General features: G+C 70.6%; 10 protein-coding genes. 4 read left to right on the top strand and 6 right to left on the bottom strand.

Going from position 1 to position 15,343, the window contains the following annotated elements:
• The first annotated feature begins 81 nt into the window (after positions 1-81).
• Positions 82-1,311 carry a cysteine--1-D-myo-inosityl 2-amino-2-deoxy-alpha-D-glucopyranoside ligase gene (gene mshC / locus ACFIF2_RS28905; RefSeq protein WP_395576178.1) on the top strand — a complete coding sequence of 410 codons (1,230 nt, stop codon included), beginning with the start codon at positions 82-84 and terminating at the stop codon, positions 1,309-1,311.
• A 66-nt stretch (positions 1,312-1,377) separates the two neighbouring features.
• Here the strand turns inward: mshC and parJ are convergent, their stop codons facing one another.
• From parJ to ACFIF2_RS28875, 6 genes are all read right to left on the bottom strand, one after another.
• Entirely contained in the window at positions 1,378-2,379 is a 1,002-nt protein-coding gene (parJ, locus tag ACFIF2_RS28900; RefSeq protein WP_395576177.1) for a filament polymerization regulator ParJ, read from the bottom strand.
• A 151-nt stretch (positions 2,380-2,530) separates the two neighbouring features.
• On the bottom strand, positions 2,531-3,202 hold the full coding sequence (locus tag ACFIF2_RS28895; protein ID WP_395576176.1) for a FadR/GntR family transcriptional regulator: 672 nt from the start codon (positions 3,200-3,202) through the stop codon (positions 2,531-2,533).
• Between the two features lie 157 nt (positions 3,203-3,359).
• On the bottom strand, positions 3,360-4,976 hold the full coding sequence (locus tag ACFIF2_RS28890; protein ID WP_395576175.1) for an FAD-dependent oxidoreductase: 1,617 nt from the start codon (positions 4,974-4,976) through the stop codon (positions 3,360-3,362).
• Positions 4,977-4,984: 8 nt separating this feature from the next.
• Positions 4,985-6,523, bottom strand: a complete 1,539-nt coding sequence (glpK, locus tag ACFIF2_RS28885) for a glycerol kinase GlpK (RefSeq protein ID WP_395576174.1) — start codon at positions 6,521-6,523, stop codon at positions 4,985-4,987.
• A gap of 84 nt (positions 6,524-6,607) precedes the next feature.
• Positions 6,608-7,402, bottom strand: coding sequence for an MIP/aquaporin family protein (locus tag ACFIF2_RS28880; RefSeq protein WP_395576173.1), 795 nt, complete (start codon positions 7,400-7,402; stop codon positions 6,608-6,610).
• Positions 7,403-7,766: 364 nt separating this feature from the next.
• Positions 7,767-8,531, bottom strand: coding sequence for an IclR family transcriptional regulator (locus ACFIF2_RS28875; protein WP_395576172.1), 765 nt, complete (start codon positions 8,529-8,531; stop codon positions 7,767-7,769).
• A 408-nt stretch (positions 8,532-8,939) separates the two neighbouring features.
• Here ACFIF2_RS28875 and metH point away from each other — a divergent pair, with 408 nt between their 5' ends.
• From metH to ACFIF2_RS28860, 3 genes are all read left to right on the top strand, one after another.
• Entirely contained in the window at positions 8,940-12,452 is a 3,513-nt protein-coding gene (gene metH, locus ACFIF2_RS28870; protein WP_395576171.1) for a methionine synthase, read from the top strand.
• Positions 12,453-12,602: 150 nt separating this feature from the next.
• Positions 12,603-13,304, top strand: coding sequence for an HAD family hydrolase (locus ACFIF2_RS28865; protein ID WP_395576170.1), 702 nt, complete (start codon positions 12,603-12,605; stop codon positions 13,302-13,304).
• Positions 13,305-13,748: 444 nt separating this feature from the next.
• Positions 13,749-15,343: ABC transporter substrate-binding protein (locus tag ACFIF2_RS28860; RefSeq protein ID WP_395576169.1), on the top strand; the 1,595-nt coding region annotated here is incomplete at its 3' end.

The raw sequence follows: 15,343 nt of genomic DNA, 5'->3' as shown, positions 1-15,343 counted from the left end.
GGCGTCGCGCAAGAGCGCCTTCCCGGCCATCCGGCCCGGTCCGGTTCGTGTACGGAACACCCGTCCGGTTACGCTCATGACATGCATGCCTGGCCCGCTTCCGAGGTCCCCGCCCTGCCTGGTCAGGGTCGCGACCTGAGGATCCACGACACCGCGACCGGCGGCCCGGTCACCCTCGACCCCGGTCCCGTCGCCCGCCTCTACGTCTGCGGCATCACGCCGTACGACGCCACCCACATGGGGCACGCGGCGACCTACAACGCGTTCGACCTCGTGCAGCGCGTGTGGCTCGACAACAAGCGGCAGGTCCACTACGTCCAGAACGTCACCGACGTCGACGACCCGCTGCTGGAGCGGGCCGTGCGCGACGGGGTCGACTGGACCGCCCTCGCCGAGAAGGAGACCGCCCTCTTCCGCGAGGACATGACGGCGCTCAGGATGCTGCCCCCGCGGCACTACATAGGCGCCGTCGAGGCCATACCCGGGATCGTCCCGCTCGTCGAGCGGCTGCGCGACGCCGGTGCCGCCTACGAGCTCGAGGGCGACGTCTACTTCTCCGTGGAGTCCGACCCGCACTTCGGGAGCGTCTCCCACCTGGACGCCGCCGCCATGCGGCTGCTCTCCGCCGAGCGGGGCGGCGACCCGGACCGGCCGGGCAAGAAGAACCCGCTCGACCCGATGCTGTGGATGGCGGCCCGGGAGGGCGAGCCCAGCTGGGACGGCGGCTCCCTCGGCCGTGGGCGCCCCGGCTGGCACATCGAGTGCGTGGCCATCGCCCTCGACCACCTCGGCATGGGCTTCGACGTCCAGGGCGGCGGCTCCGACCTCGCCTTCCCGCACCACGAGATGGGCGCCTCGCACGCCCAGGCGCTCACCGGCGAGTTCCCGATGGCCAAGGCGTACGTGCACGCCGGCATGGTCGGCCTCGGCGGCGAGAAGATGTCCAAGTCCAAGGGCAACCTGGTCTTCGTGTCGCAGCTGCGCCGCGAGGGCGTCGACCCGGCCGCCATCCGGCTCACCCTGCTCGCCCACCACTACCGCTCCGACTGGGAGTGGACCGACCAGGTGCTCCAGGACGCGCTCGCCCGGCTCGACCGGTGGCGCGCGGCCGTCTCCCGGCCCGACGGCCCGCCGGCCGAGGCACTCGTCGAGGAGATCCGCGAGGCCCTCGCGAACGACCTCGACTCCCCGGCCGCGCTCGACGCCGTCGACCGCTGGGCCGCCCTCCAGCAGGAGAGCGGCGGCACGGACACCGGCGCGCCCGGTGTCGTCTCCCGCGCGGTCGACGCCCTGCTGGGCGTGGCGCTCTAGGCAGGCGCGCATGCGGTGAGGGGGCGCTTCCCGCCGGGAAGCGCCCCCTCACGTATGCCCTCAGCCTCAGTCCTCCGACGACTCCTCGTCGTCGCCGCTCGCCTTCGGCGGTCTCGGCGGGCGCGTGCGGCCACTCGGATTGTCCCGCCGGTACGGCGTCCCGGGCGTGCCGTCGCCGCCGTCCGCCGTGGCGTGTCCACCGGGACCGCCGGGGCCGCCCGTGCCGGAGCCGTCCCGGCGCCGCAGATACCGCTCGAACTCGCGGGCGATCGCCTCGCCCGACGCCTCCGGCAGCTCCGCGGTGTCCCGGGCCTCCTCCAGCGACTGGACGTACTCGGCGACCTCGGTGTCCTCGGCGGCCAGCTGGTCCACGCCCACCTGCCAGGCACGCGCGTCCTCGGGCAGCTCGCCCAGCGGGATGCGCACGTCGATCAGGTCCTCCAGCCGGTTCAGCAGGGCGAGCGTGGCCTTGGGGTTGGGCGGCTGCGACACGTAGTGCGGCACCGCGGCCCACAGCGACACCGCCGGCACGCCCGCGTGGGCGCACGCCTCCTGGAGGATGCCGACGATGCCCGTGGGCCCCTCGTACTTGGTCTCCTCCAGGTCCATGCGCCGGGCCAGGTCGGCGTCGGACGTCGTCCCGCTGATCGGCACCGGACGGGTGTGCGGGGTGTCGCCCAGCAGGGCGCCCAGGACGACCACCAGCTCGACGCCCAGTTCATGGGCGAAGCCGAGCAGTTCGTTGCAGAACGAGCGCCAGCGCATGGACGGTTCGATCCCGCGGACCAGGACCAGGTCGCGCGGTTTGTCGCCGCCGATCCGGACCACCGACAGTCTCGTCGTCGGCCACGTGATCTTGCGGACGCCGGCTTCCATGAACACCGTGGGACGGTTGACCTGGAAGTCGTAGTAGTCCTCGGCGTCCAGCGCCGCGAACACCTCGCCCTTCCACTCCCGGTCGAGATGCGCGACCGCGGTGGAGGCGGCGTCGCCGGCGTCGTTCCAGCCCTCGAACGCGGCCACCATGACCGGGTCGACCAGCTCGGGAACCCCCTCGAGCTCGATCACCCAGCGCCTCCTTCCGACGTGCCCTCGCGTACCCCCCAACCTTACGGCGTGCCGAGGGGCCGCCCGCAGCCCCCTTGCGTGGGGGAGTGAACGCATCACTGCCCCGTTCCCGGTGCCCGGACACCCGCCGGCGCCATCGGAAGGGGGCCGGTCAGAGGGTGGAGCGCAGCCACTGCTCCACGGACGCGATGTGCACCGTCGCCCAGGAACGCGCCGCCTCGGCGTCCCGGTCGCGCAGCGCCGCGAGGATCGCGCGGTGCTCGCGCACGGTGCGGCCGACCGCGTCCTCCTGGGTGAGTCCGCGCCAGACCCGGGCCCGGGCGGTGGGGCCGGACAGGCCGTCCAGGAGGGAACACAGCACCGAGTTGCCCGAGGCCCCCACGATGCCCCGGTGGAACTCCAGGTCGCAGGCGACCAGCTCCTCCACCGACGGTTCATCACCGAGGTCCGTCAACAGGGCCTCCAGCGCGTCCAGTTCCCCCTCGGTGATCCGGGACGCCGCCATCGCGGTCGCGGCGGGCTCCAGGATGCGGCGCACGGCGAGGAACTCCAGCACCGTGTCGTCGCGGTGGAAGTCGACGACGAAACCGATGGCCTCCAGCAGGAGTTGCGGATCCAGGCTGCTGACGTAGGTGCCGTCGCCCTGCCGCACGTCCAGGATCCGGATCAGGGACAGGGCGCGTACGGCCTCGCGCAGGGAGTTGCGGGACAGCCCGAGACCGGCGGCGAGCTCGCTCTCCTTGGGCAGCCGGTCGCCGGGGCGCAGCGCGCCGGAGACGATCATGCCCTTGATCTTCCCGATCGCCTCGTCGGTGACCGCCACGGCCGACCTCCCTGTGCTTCGAAACGCGTCAGACATCCGATGTCTTCCCCATTATGGAGGGGCGTGGAGGGTGACACCGCCGGGCGCCCGTACGCGCGGGAGGCGGCGGCCCCGTCGGCATGGGGCCACCGCCTCCCGCGTCGGCCGGCGGGCGGTCCTACTTCTCGTCGAGCAGGTCCTGGACCTTCGCGCGGACGTCGTCCGTGGCCAGGCCGCGGATCGTCAGCGTGGTCCGGCGGCGCAGCACGTCGTCCTGCGTCTCGGCCCACTCGTGGTCCCGCGCCCACACGACCTGCGCCCAGATCTCCGGCGCGTCGGGGTGGACGCGCTCGGCCAGTTCGGGGTTCTCGTTCGCCAGCCGGGCGATGTCGAAGGCCAGCGAACCGTAGTGGGTCGCCAGGTGCCTGGCGGTGTCGGCCGCCATGCGCGGGCCGGGCGCCGGGCCGTCCACCAGCAGCCGGTGGGCCACCGCGCGCGGGTTGGCGACGCCGGGCAGCGGCAGCTTCTTCGGCAGCGAGGCGATCGGCTCGAAGTCGTCGCCGAGGGGGTGGCCCGGCAGCGCCTCCAGCTTCTTCATCACCGTACGGCCGATGTGGCGGAAGGTGGTCCACTTGCCGCCCGCGACGGACAGCATGCCGCCCCGGCCCTCGGTGACGACCGTCTCGCGCTTGGCCTTCGCGGTGTCACCGGGGCCGCCCGGCAGCACGCGCAGACCCGCGAAGGAGTACGTGATCAGGTCCCGGTCGAGCTGCTGGTCGCGGATGGAGAACGCGGCCTCGTCGAGGATCTGGGCTATGTCCTTGTCGTTGACGGCGACGTCCGCCGGGTCGCCCTCGAACTCCTCGTCGGTCGTGCCGAGCAGCAGCATGTCCTCCCAGGGGAGGGCGAAGGTGATCCGGTACTTGTCGATCGGGGTCGCCAGCGCGGCCTTCCAGGGCGCGGTGCGCTTGAGCACCAGGTGCGCGCCCTTGGACAGGCGGATGGACGGGGCCGCGTCCGGGTTCTCCATCCGGCGCAGGTGGTCGACCCAGGGGCCGGTGGCGTTGAGCACCAGGCGCGCGTTCACGCCGAACTCGTCGCCGGTCAGCCGGTCCTTCAGCTCGGCGCCGGTCACCCGGCCCCTGGTGAAGCGCAGGCCGGTGACCTCGGCGTGGTTGAGGACCACCGCGCCGGAGTCGACCGCCGCGCGGACGGTCATCAGCGCCATGCGGGCGTCGTTCATCTGGTCGTCGCCGTACACGGCGACGGCCTTGAGGTTGTCGGTGCGCAGCTCCGGCACGTCCTGCGCGGCCTTGGCCGGGGAGAGCAGGTGGCCGACGCCGTCACCGAAGGCGGACAGCGCCGAGTACGCGAAGACGCCCGCGCCGAGCTTCGCCGCGCCGTGCGGCCCGCCCTTGTACACGGGGAGGTAGAAGGTGAGCGGGTTCGCCAGGTGGGGGGCCACCTGGCGGGAGACCGCGCGGCGCTCGAAGTGGTTCTCCGCCACCAGCTTCACCGCGCCGGTCTGCAGGTAGCGCAGACCGCCGTGGAGCAGCTTGGAGGAGGCGGAGGAGGTGGCGCCGGCGAAGTCGCCGGCGTCGACCACGGCCACCCTGAGGCCGGACTGCGCGGCGTGCCAGGCGGTGGAGATGCCGAGGATGCCGCCGCCGATCACGAGAAGGTCGTACGACGCCTTGGAGAGCTGCTCCCGGGTCTCGGCCCGGCTCGGGTTCGAGCCGGAGGCCGGGTGCGTCCCCAGGGCAGGCACGGACTGCAGGGTGGACTGAGTGGTCATTGCGGTTCTTACTCCTCGTCCTCGAGCCAGCCCATGGTCCGCTCGACGGCCTTGAGCCAGCTCTTGTACTCACGGTCGCGGATCTCCGCGTCCATGCGGGGGGTCCACTCGGCGGCCCGCCGCCAGTTGGCGCGCAGGTCGTCGGTGCTGTTCCAGAAGCCGACGGCGAGGCCGGCGGCGTAGGCGGCGCCGAGGCAGGTGGTCTCGGCGACCATCGGGCGCACCACGGGGGCGTCCACGAAGTCGGCGAGGGTCTGCATCAGCAGGTTGTTGGAGGTCATGCCGCCGTCGACCTTGAGGGCGGTCAGCTCCACGCCGGAGTCCTTCGTCATGGCGTCCGCGATCTCGCGGGTCTGCCAGGCGGTGGCCTCCAGGACGGCGCGCGCGAGGTGCGCCTTGGTGACGTACCGGGTCAGGCCGGCGATCACACCGCGGGCGTCGGAGCGCCAGTACGGGGCGAACAGGCCGGAGAAGGCCGGCACGAAGTAGGCGCCGCCGTTGTCCTCGACCTGCATCGCCAGGGTCTCGATCTCGGCGGCGGTGGAGATCAGGCCCATCTGGTCGCGCATCCACTGCACCAGCGAACCGGTGACGGCGATCGAGCCCTCCAGGGCGTAGACCGTGTCCTGGTCGCCGATCTTGTAGCCGACGGTGGTGAGCAGGCCCGAGTAGGAGTTGATGATCTTGTCACCGGTGTTCATCACCATGAAGGTGCCGGTGCCGTACGTCGACTTGGTCTCGCCCTCGGAGAAGCAGGTCTGGCCGAACAGGGCCGCCTGCTGGTCGCCGAGCGCGGAGGCGACCGGGATGCCGCCGAGCAGCTCGCCCAGCCGGCCGCCCGTGATCTCGCCGTACACCTCGGCGGAGGAGCGGATCTCGGGGAGCATCTGCGTCGGCACGCCGATGGACTCGGCGATCCGCTCGTCCCACTGCATGGTGTGCAGGTTCATCAGCAGGGTGCGGGAGGCGTTGGTGACGTCGGTGACGTGCTTGCCGCCGTTCACACCGCCGGTCAGGTTCCAGATGACCCAGGTGTCCATGGTGCCGAAGAGCAGGTCGCCCGCCTCGGCGCGCTCGCGCAGGCCGTCGACGTTGTCGAGCAGCCAGCGGGCCTTGGGACCGGCGAAGTAGGAGGCGAGGGGGAGGCCGGTCTCGCGGCGGAAGCGGTCCTGGCCGACGTTGCGGCCCAGCTCGCGGCAGAGCGCGTCGGTGCGGGTGTCCTGCCAGACGATGGCGTTGTGGACGGGCTCACCGGTGTTCTTGTCCCAGACGAGGGTGGTCTCGCGCTGGTTGGTGATGCCGATGGCCTTGATGTCGTCGCGGGTGATGCCGGCCTTCTCGACGGCCGAGGCGACGACCTCCTGGACGTTGGTCCAGATCTCGGTGGCGTCGTGCTCGACCCAGCCCGGCTTGGGGAAGATCTGCTCGTGCTCCTTCTGGTCGACGGAGACGATGCGTCCGTCGCGGTCGAAGACGATGCAGCGGGAGGACGTGGTGCCCTGGTCGATGGCGGCGATGAAGGGTCCGGCGGTGTGGGCGTCGGTCACAGTGTGCTCCTGGGTTCCGTGGTGTGGCGGCCGGTGCGTACGGCGCGTGTTCTGCGGCTCGATGATGGCCGAGCGGAGGCCCGCTCAGGCGAACGCGACGTTGTAGACACCTCCGGCGATCGCACCGCCGATCAGCGGACCGACGACCGGGATCCAGGCGTAGCCCCAGTCGGAGCCGCCCTTGTTGGGCAGGGGCAGCAGGGCGTGCACGATGCGCGGGCCGAGGTCGCGGACCGGGTTGATCGCGTAACCCGTCGGACCGCCGAGAGACAGACCGATCGAGACCACGACGAACGCGGTGATCAGCGCGCCGAGGACGCCCAGGCCGTTGCCCTCGTCGTTCAGACCCTGGGTCAGGATGGCGAGCAGCAGGACGAAGGTGCCGATGATCTCGGTGGCGAGGTTCTGGACCGTGTGCCGGATCTCGGGGCCGGTGGAGAAGACGCCCAGGACGGGGCCGGCGCCCTTCTCCTGCGCCTCGACGGACTTGGCGGCCGTGTCCTGCGCGCCCGGACCGCCGACGATCTCGCGGTCGGTGAGGTGGGCCTGGAACTGGCCGTAGTAGGCGATCCAGACCAGGACCGCGCCGATCATGGCGCCGAGGAGCTGGCCCGCGAAGTAGGTCGGCGTGTTGCCCCAGTCGCCGTCCTTGATCGCGATGCCGACCGTCACGGCCGGGTTGAGGTGGGCCCCGGAGAGCGGACCCGATATGTACGCCGCCGTCATGACGGCGAAGCCCCACCCGAAGGTGATGGCGAGCCAGCCGGCGTTGCGGGCCTTGGAGGCCTTGAGCGTCACGGCGGCACAGACACCGCCGCCGAGCAGGATGAGTATGGCGGTACCGATGGTCTCGCCGATGAAGATGTCGGAGCTGGACACCCGCGACTCCTTTGTCCTTCGTCCAGGGGAAGCCGAACCCCGGGTCCCACCGGGTGTTCTGGCGCCCTCGGTGTGAGAGCGATGGCGGCCCTTGGCGTTGTCACACTCTAACGCGTATTGCCGGTAGGTGTTCGACAATGCCGACCGATGGACGGGAGTCTTGCTCCGGCGTCACACGTGCGTCAAGAGCTCTGTAATCGAAAGCACGATCGTTATTGATCGTCGTGGGCTATTGGTCGTCGTGGGCTGCCGGTCTCCGCGCGGGCGTCCCGTCCCCCGCGCGGGAGGCGCCCCTGGGGAACGCCGGAGGCCGGGACCCCGTCGGGTGTCCCGGCCTCCGGCCTCCGGCGTGCTCCGCGGCGTCCTAGAAGCGCCCGGCGCCCAGGTCCCGCGACACCGCGCGGGCGCAGTCCCGTACCGCCGCGACCAGCTCCGGCCGCAGCTCGCCGTCCCGGCACAGCCGCTCCACGGCCCCGGTGATGCCGACCGCGCCGACGGGCATGCGCCGACGGTCGTGGATGGGGGCGGCGATGGAGGCGATGCCCTCCCACGTCTCCTCGACGTCGGCCGCGTAGCCACGCGCGCGCGTGAGGTCGAGGATGTGCTCGAACCGGTCCGGTTCACAGACGGTCCGGTCCGTGAACGCCTTGCGGTCGGCCTCCAGCGCCTCGCTGTGCGCGACCGGGTCGTACGCCGAGAGGACCTTGCCCAGCGCCGTGGAGTGCAGCGGCTGCATGGCGCCGATCTCCAGCACCTGCCGGCTGTCGTCGGGCCGGAAGACGTGGTGCACGATCAGGACGCCCTGCTGGTGCAGGACGCCGAGGTGGACGCTCTCGCCACTGGACCGCGCCAGGTCGTCCGTCCACACCAGGGCCCTGGCCCGCAGTTCGTGCACGTCCAGGTACGTCGTGCCCAGGCGCAGCAGTTCGGCGCCCAGCTGGTAGCGCCCGGACGCCTCGTCCTGCTCCACGAAGCCCTCGTGCTGCAGCGTGCGCAGGATGCCGTGGGCGGTGCCCTTGGCCAGGCCGAGCGACGAGGCGATGTCCGACAGGCCGAGCCGCCGCTCGCCGCCCGCGAGCAGGCGCAGCATCGCGGCCGCCCGTTCGAGCGACTGGATGTTCCGTGCCATCGACGTACTGCCTCCGTCCCCTTCGACTGCCGACCTCGGCGTCGCTGACGTCGTTCGGCAATGCCGAACACTACCGGTCGATGCCGACCTCTCGCTAATGGTCGGCGGGCAACTGTTGCACTCCGGCCACGCCACGATGATCCCGGCCCGTCCTGCCGTCCCCTCCGCTCCGCGCCGAACCGCCACTCCGCTCTCCCACCGGCCTCCCGCACCGGCTCACCGCACCGGAACGTCACCCCTTCGGCGGGCGTCCGCACGCGGCCGTACCCGTCCGCCTCGTGGACGCCCCCGTCCGCCTGCTCCCGGTCCCGGCTACCCTGGCGGCGTGCGTTCTCCCCGGGGACGTCCTCGACGGGCGGCACCGGGCAGCGCAAAGCCGACAGCCGTCGCATCCTAGGGAGCCCCTTCATGGCCTCGACGCCGTCCACCCCGTCCGCCGACACCCGCACCCGTGTGTCCGCCCTCCGCGAGGCGCTCGCCACCCGTGTGGTGGTGGCCGACGGCGCGATGGGCACCATGCTCCAGGCGCAGAACCCCTCCATGGAGGACTTCCAGCAGCTGGAGGGCTGCAACGAGGTCCTCAACCTGACCCGGCCGGACATCGTCCGCTCGGTGCACGAGGAGTACTTCGCCGCCGGCGTGGACTGCGTGGAGACCAACACCTTCGGCGCGAACCACTCCGCGCTCGGCGAGTACGACATCCCCGAGCGCGTGCACGAGCTGTCGGAGGCCGGTGCGCGGGTGGCCCGCGAGGCCGCCGACGCGTTCACCGCCCGGGACGGCCGGCAGCGCTGGGTGCTGGGCTCGATGGGCCCCGGCACGAAGCTCCCCACCCTCGGACACGCCCCGTTCACGGTTCTGCGCGACGCCTATCAGCGCAACGCGGAGGGCCTGGTCGCCGGTGGCGCGGACGCGCTGCTGGTGGAGACCACGCAGGACCTGCTCCAGACCAAGGCCTCGGTCCTGGGCGCCCGGCGCGCGCTGGACGCCCTGGGCCTGGACGTGCCGGTGATCGTGTCCGTGACGGTCGAGACGACCGGCACGATGCTGCTGGGCTCCGAGATCGGTGCCGCGCTCACCGCGCTTGAGCCGCTCGGCATCGACATGATCGGCCTGAACTGCGCGACCGGCCCCGCCGAGATGAGCGAGCATCTGCGCTACCTCGCCCGCCACTCCCGCATCCCTCTGTCCTGCATGCCGAACGCGGGCCTCCCGGTCCTGGGCAAGGACGGCGCCCACTACCCGCTGACCGCGCCCGAGCTGGCCGACGCGCAGGAGACCTTCGTCCGCGAGTACGGGCTGTCCCTGATCGGTGGCTGCTGCGGCACCACGCCCGAGCACCTGCGTCAGGTCGTGGAGCGGGTGCGCGGCACGGTTCCGACGGAGCGTGACCCGCGTCCGGAGCCGGGTGCGGCGTCGTTGTACCAGACGGTGGCGTTCCGGCAGGACACGTCGTATCTGGCGATCGGTGAGCGGACGAACGCGAACGGGTCGAAGAAGTTCCGTGAGGCGATGCTGGAGGGCCGCTGGGACGACTGTGTGGAGATGGCCCGGGACCAGATCCGTGAGGGCGCGCACATGCTGGACCTGTGCGTGGACTACGTGGGCCGTGACGGGGTCGCGGACATGGAGGAGCTGGCGGGGCGTTTCGCGACCGCGTCGACGCTTCCGGTGGTGCTGGACTCCACCGAGGTCGAGGTCATCCGGGCGGGGCTGGAGAAGCTCGGCGGCCGGGCGGTGATCAACTCGGTGAACTACGAGGACGGCGACGGACCGGAGTCCCGCTTCGCGAAGGTCACCAAGCTCGCCCGGGAGCATGGTGCGGCGCTGATCGCGCTGACCATCGACGAGGAGGGCCAGGCCCGCACCGCCGAGAAGAAGGTCGAGATCGCCGAGCGGCTGATCGCCGACCTGACGGGGAACTGGGGCATCCACGAGTCGGACATCCTGGTCGACTGCCTGACCTTCACCATCTGCACCGGCCAGGAGGAGTCCCGGGGCGACGGGATCGCCACCATCGAGGGCATCCGGGAGCTGAAGCGCCGCCACCCGGACGTGCAGACCACGCTGGGCCTGTCGAACATCTCCTTCGGCCTGAACCCGGCCGCCCGCATCCTCCTCAACTCCGTCTTCCTGGACGAGTGCGTGAAGGCGGGCCTGGACTCGGCGATCGTCCACGCCAGCAAGATCCTGCCGATCGCCCGCTTCGACGACGAGCAGGTGCGGACCGCCCTCGACCTGATCTACGACCGGCGCCGTGAGGGCTACGACCCGCTGCAGAGGCTGATGCAGCTGTTCGAGGGCGCGACGGCGAAGTCGCTGCGGGCGTCGAAGGCGGAGGAGCTGGCCGCGCTGCCGCTGGACGAGCGGCTCAAGCGCCGCATCATCGACGGCGAGAAGAACGGCCTGGAGGCGGACCTGGACGAGGCGCTGACCCAGCGCCCGGCGCTGGACATCGTCAACGAGACGCTGCTGGACGGGATGAAGGTGGTCGGGGAGCTGTTCGGCTCCGGGCAGATGCAGCTGCCGTTCGTGCTCCAGTCCGCCGAGGTCATGAAGACCGCGGTGGCGCATCTGGAGCCGCACATGGAGAAGACCGACGACGACGGCAAGGGCACCATCGTCCTGGCCACCGTCCGTGGCGACGTCCACGACATCGGCAAGAACCTCGTCGACATCATCCTGTCCAACAACGGCTACACCGTCGTCAACCTCGGCATCAAACAGCCCGTCTCCGCGATCCTGGAAGCCGCCGAGGAACACCGCGCCGACGTGATCGGCATGTCCGGCCTCCTGGTGAAGTCCACCGTGATCATGAAGGAGAACCTGGAGGAGCTCAACCAGCGCAAGCTGGCCGCCGACTACCCCGTCATCCTCGGCGGCGCCGCCCTCACCCGTGCCTACGTCGAACAAGACCTCCACGAGATCTACGACGGCGAAGTCCGCTACGCCCGCGACGCCTTCGAGGGCCTGCGCCTGATGGACGCCCTGATCGGCATCAAACGCGGCGTCCCCGGCGCCAAACTCCCCGAACTCAAGCAGCGCCGGGTCCGTGCCGCCACGGTGGAGGTCGAGGAGCGTCCGGAGGAGGGGCACGTCCGCTCGGACGTCGCCACCGACAACCCCGTGCCGGAGCCGCCGTTCTGGGGCACGCGAGTCGTGAAGGGCATCCAGCTCAAGGAGTACGCGTCCTGGCTGGACGAGGGTGCGTTGTTCAAGGGGCAGTGGGGGCTGAAGCAGGCCCGTACCGGTGAGGGGCCGTCGTACGAGGAGCTGGTCGAGACGGAGGGCCGGCCCCGGCTGCGCGGTCTGCTGGACCGGCTGCAGCGGGACAACCTGCTGGAGGCGGCCGTGGTCCACGGTTACTTCCCGTGCGTGTCGAAGGACGACGACCTGATCGTCCTCGACGAGGCCGGCAACGAGCGCACCCGGTTCACCTTCCCGCGCCAGCGCCGCGGGCGGCGGCTGTGCCTGGCGGACTTCTTCCGCCCCGAGGAGTCCGGCGAGACGGACGTCGTCGGCTTCCAGGTCGTCACCGTCGGCTCCCGCATCGGCGAGGAGACCGCCCGCCTCTTCGAGGCCAACGCCTACCGCGAGTACCTCGAACTGCACGGCCTGTCCGTCCAGCTCGCCGAAGCCCTCGCCGAGTACTGGCACGCCCGCGTCCGCTCCGAACTGGGCTTCGCCGGGGAGGACCCGGAGGCGATGGAGGACATGTTCGCGCTGAAGTACCGGGGCGCCCGTTTCTCCCTCGGCTACGGCGCCTGCCCCGACCTGGAGGACCGCGCGAAGATCGCCGACCTGCTCCAGCCGGAGCGCATCGGCGTCCACCTGTCCGAGGAGTTCCAGCTCCACCCCGAGCAGTCCACCGACGCCATCGTGATCCACCACCCGGAGGCCAAGTACTTCAACGCCCGCTGAGGCCCGTACGGAGCCCCTCGAAGGCGTTTCAAGAGCGCCTCAAGGGTCACAGCAGGCGTTCTGGAGCCGCACGACGTACACTGGTCGGTCCACCGCAGGCCGGTTCCCCTCCTGGGAACCGGCCTGATCGTCCCTCAAGGAGGTACGTGGATGACCAGTACGGTCCCCGCGCTCGGAACCCGTACGGCCGAAGGCTCCGCCCTGCAGGCCGTGCTCCTCGACATGGACGGCACTCTCGTGGACACCGAGGGCTTCTGGTGGGACGTCGAGGTGGAGGTCTTCGCCTCCCTCGGCCACACCCTCGACGACTCCTGGCGTCACGTCGTCGTCGGCGGCCCCATGAGCCGCAGTGCGGGATTCCTGATCGAGGCCACCGGCGCCGACATCACGCTCGCGGAACTGAGCGTGCTGCTCAACGACGGCTTCGAGCAGCGGATCGGCCGTACCCTGCCGCTCATGCCGGGGGCCGCCCGGCTGCTCGGAGAGCTCTCCGCGCACGAGATCCCCACAGCCCTGGTCTCCGCATCGCACCGGCGCATCATCGACCGTGTGCTGGCGTCGCTGGGCCCCCAGCATTTCGCTCTCACCGTCGCGGGCGACGAAGTGCCGCGCACCAAGCCCTACCCGGACCCCTACCTGGCCGCCGCGACCGGTCTGGGCGTGGACCCGGCCCGGTGCGCCGTGGTCGAGGACACCGCGACCGGTGTCGCCGCGGCCGAGGCCGCCGGCTGCCACGTCGTGGCGGTGCCCTCGGTCGCCCCCATCACCCCTGCCGCCCGGCGTACGGTTGTCAGTTCGCTGGAAGATGTCGACCTGACATTTCTGCGCGGTCTGATGACACAAATGCGCTAGGACGTTCACCCAGCGTGCCACGGCGATAACCCGGCAATTCAGGAACGCCCGCGCAGGGATCAACGCGCCGTGCGAGCGAAGCATTTCCGCGACGTCACGTGGCCGAATGCGGACAGTCGCAGCGGGAAGCGTCTATGTGACGTTCGCCACCTTGTCAGGGGTCGACAGGGTGGCGTGGGTGTGCTGCCCCGCGCCTTGCGAACGTTGTCGAGGTGCCCTTGTGTCCCGATTGGTGAAACCCTGCACTAATCCTTCCACTGTCGGGTTTTCGGTGTGTCCGCACCCGGTTTCGCTCCGTGATGAGCCCTCAACTCCGGTGGCCGCGAACCCCGCTGCGGGCGCGGACTAATCTCGTCGCGAGAACATCGGCCACTACCCCCGTGATCCGCCGCGACACCCCTGCATGCCGGATACACGGACCGACAGCTCTGGAGAAACTCGAGCATGAACCGCAAGACTTTGGTGCTGCCGGCCGTCGTCGGCCTGCTCGCGCCGGTGCTCGCCGCCTGCGGCGGGTCCGACAGCGGCAGCGGCGGCGGGGACGCGATCGTCGTCGGCACCACGGACCGGTTCACGGCCTCCGAGGACGCGCCCGCGCCCCTCGACCCGGCGTTCGCCTACGACGTCGGCCTCTGGAACATCCTGCGTCAGACCACGCAGACCCTGATGATCCAGCCCCGTGGTGACGGCGAACCCGTGCCCGAGGCCGCCGAGCAGTGCGGATTCACCGACACCGGCAACGAGCGGTACGCGTGCACCCTGCGGGACGGCCTGAAGTTCGCCAACGGCGACGCCATCACCGCCGAGGACGTGAAGTTCTCCATCGAGCGTGTCCTGGCCATCAAGGCGGACAGCCAGGTGTCCGGTCTGCTGTCGACCGTCGACACCGTGGAGACGCAGGGTGACCGCGAGGTCATCTTCCACCTCAAGACCGCCGACGCCACCTTCCCGTACAAGCTGTCGACCCCGGTCGCCGGCATCGTCAACTCGGACGACTACGAGAAGGACAAGCTGCGCGATGGCTTCGACCTGGACGGCTCCGGCCCGTACACGATGAAGGCCGAGGTCGACGGCGACGAGATGACCAAGGCGGTGTTCACCAAGAATCCCGAGTACAAGGGGAGCCTGGAGGTGAACAACGACAAGGTCGAGGTCGTGTCCTTCAAGGACGCCGAGGCCATGGGCGCCGCGCTCGACAAGGGCGACATCGACGTCATGACCCGTGCGATGACGCCGGACCAGATCCACAAGCTCTCCAACGCCACGGACGGCGAGGTCGACCTCATCGAGGTGGCCGGCCTCGAGATCCGCTACCTGGGCTTCAACACGGACGCGCCGACGGTGAAGGACAAGGCCGTCCGCCAGGCGATGGCCCAGCTCATCAACCGCAGTGAACTCATCTCCGAGGTCTACGGCTCCCAGGCCGAGCCCCTCTACTCGATGGTTCCGGCCAGCATCACCGGTCACTCCAACTCGTTCTTCAACAAGTACGGCGACCCGAGTGCCGCCAAGGCGAAGGCGCTGCTGGAGGACGCCGGCGTCAGCACGCCCGTGAAGCTGACCCTGCACTACACGACGGACCACTACGGTGCCGCGACCAAGCAGGAGTTCGAGCAGCTCCAGAAGCAGCTCAACGGCAGCGGTCTCTTCGACGTCGAGATCGAGGGCGCGCCCTGGGACAAGTTCCGCCCGGCGGAGCTGAAGGGCGAGTACGACGTCTTCGGCATGGGCTGGTTCCCGGACTTCCCGGACGCCGACAGCTTCATCGCGCCGTTCCTGGACGAGGGCAACACGCTCAACTCGCCGTACCTGAACAAGCAGATCATCAACGACCTGATCCCCGAGTCCCGGCGCGAGGCCGACCGGCTCTCCGCCGCGGACAGCCTCACCGAGATCCAGGACATCACCGCCCGTGACGTCCCCGTGATCCCGCTGTGGCAGGGCAAGCAGTACGTCGCCGCCCGGGACGACATCACGGGCACGGCCTACGTCCTCAACTCCTCCTCCACGCTCCAGGTGTGGGAGCTGGGCCGGGGCGT

This window comes from Streptomyces sp. BK79 (assembly GCF_044142145.1).
Classification (GTDB): domain Bacteria; phylum Actinomycetota; class Actinomycetes; order Streptomycetales; family Streptomycetaceae; genus Streptomyces.
This window is presented reverse-complemented; position numbering and strand designations above follow the sequence as displayed.

What these genes read in the sequence shown, in the direction of transcription:
- metH (WP_395576171.1), top strand. Translation starts at nt 8,940, where the DNA reads ATGGCCTCGACGCCGTCCACCCCGTCCGCCGACACCCGCACCCGTGTG.
- ACFIF2_RS28865 (WP_395576170.1), top strand. Translation starts at nt 12,603, where the DNA reads ATGACCAGTACGGTCCCCGCGCTCGGAACCCGTACGGCCGAAGGCTCC.
- mshC (WP_395576178.1), top strand. Translation starts at nt 82, where the DNA reads ATGCATGCCTGGCCCGCTTCCGAGGTCCCCGCCCTGCCTGGTCAGGGT.
- ACFIF2_RS28875 (WP_395576172.1), bottom strand. Translation starts at nt 8,531, where the DNA reads ATGGCACGGAACATCCAGTCGCTCGAACGGGCGGCCGCGATGCTGCGC.
- ACFIF2_RS28890 (WP_395576175.1), bottom strand. Translation starts at nt 4,976, where the DNA reads ATGACCACTCAGTCCACCCTGCAGTCCGTGCCTGCCCTGGGGACGCAC.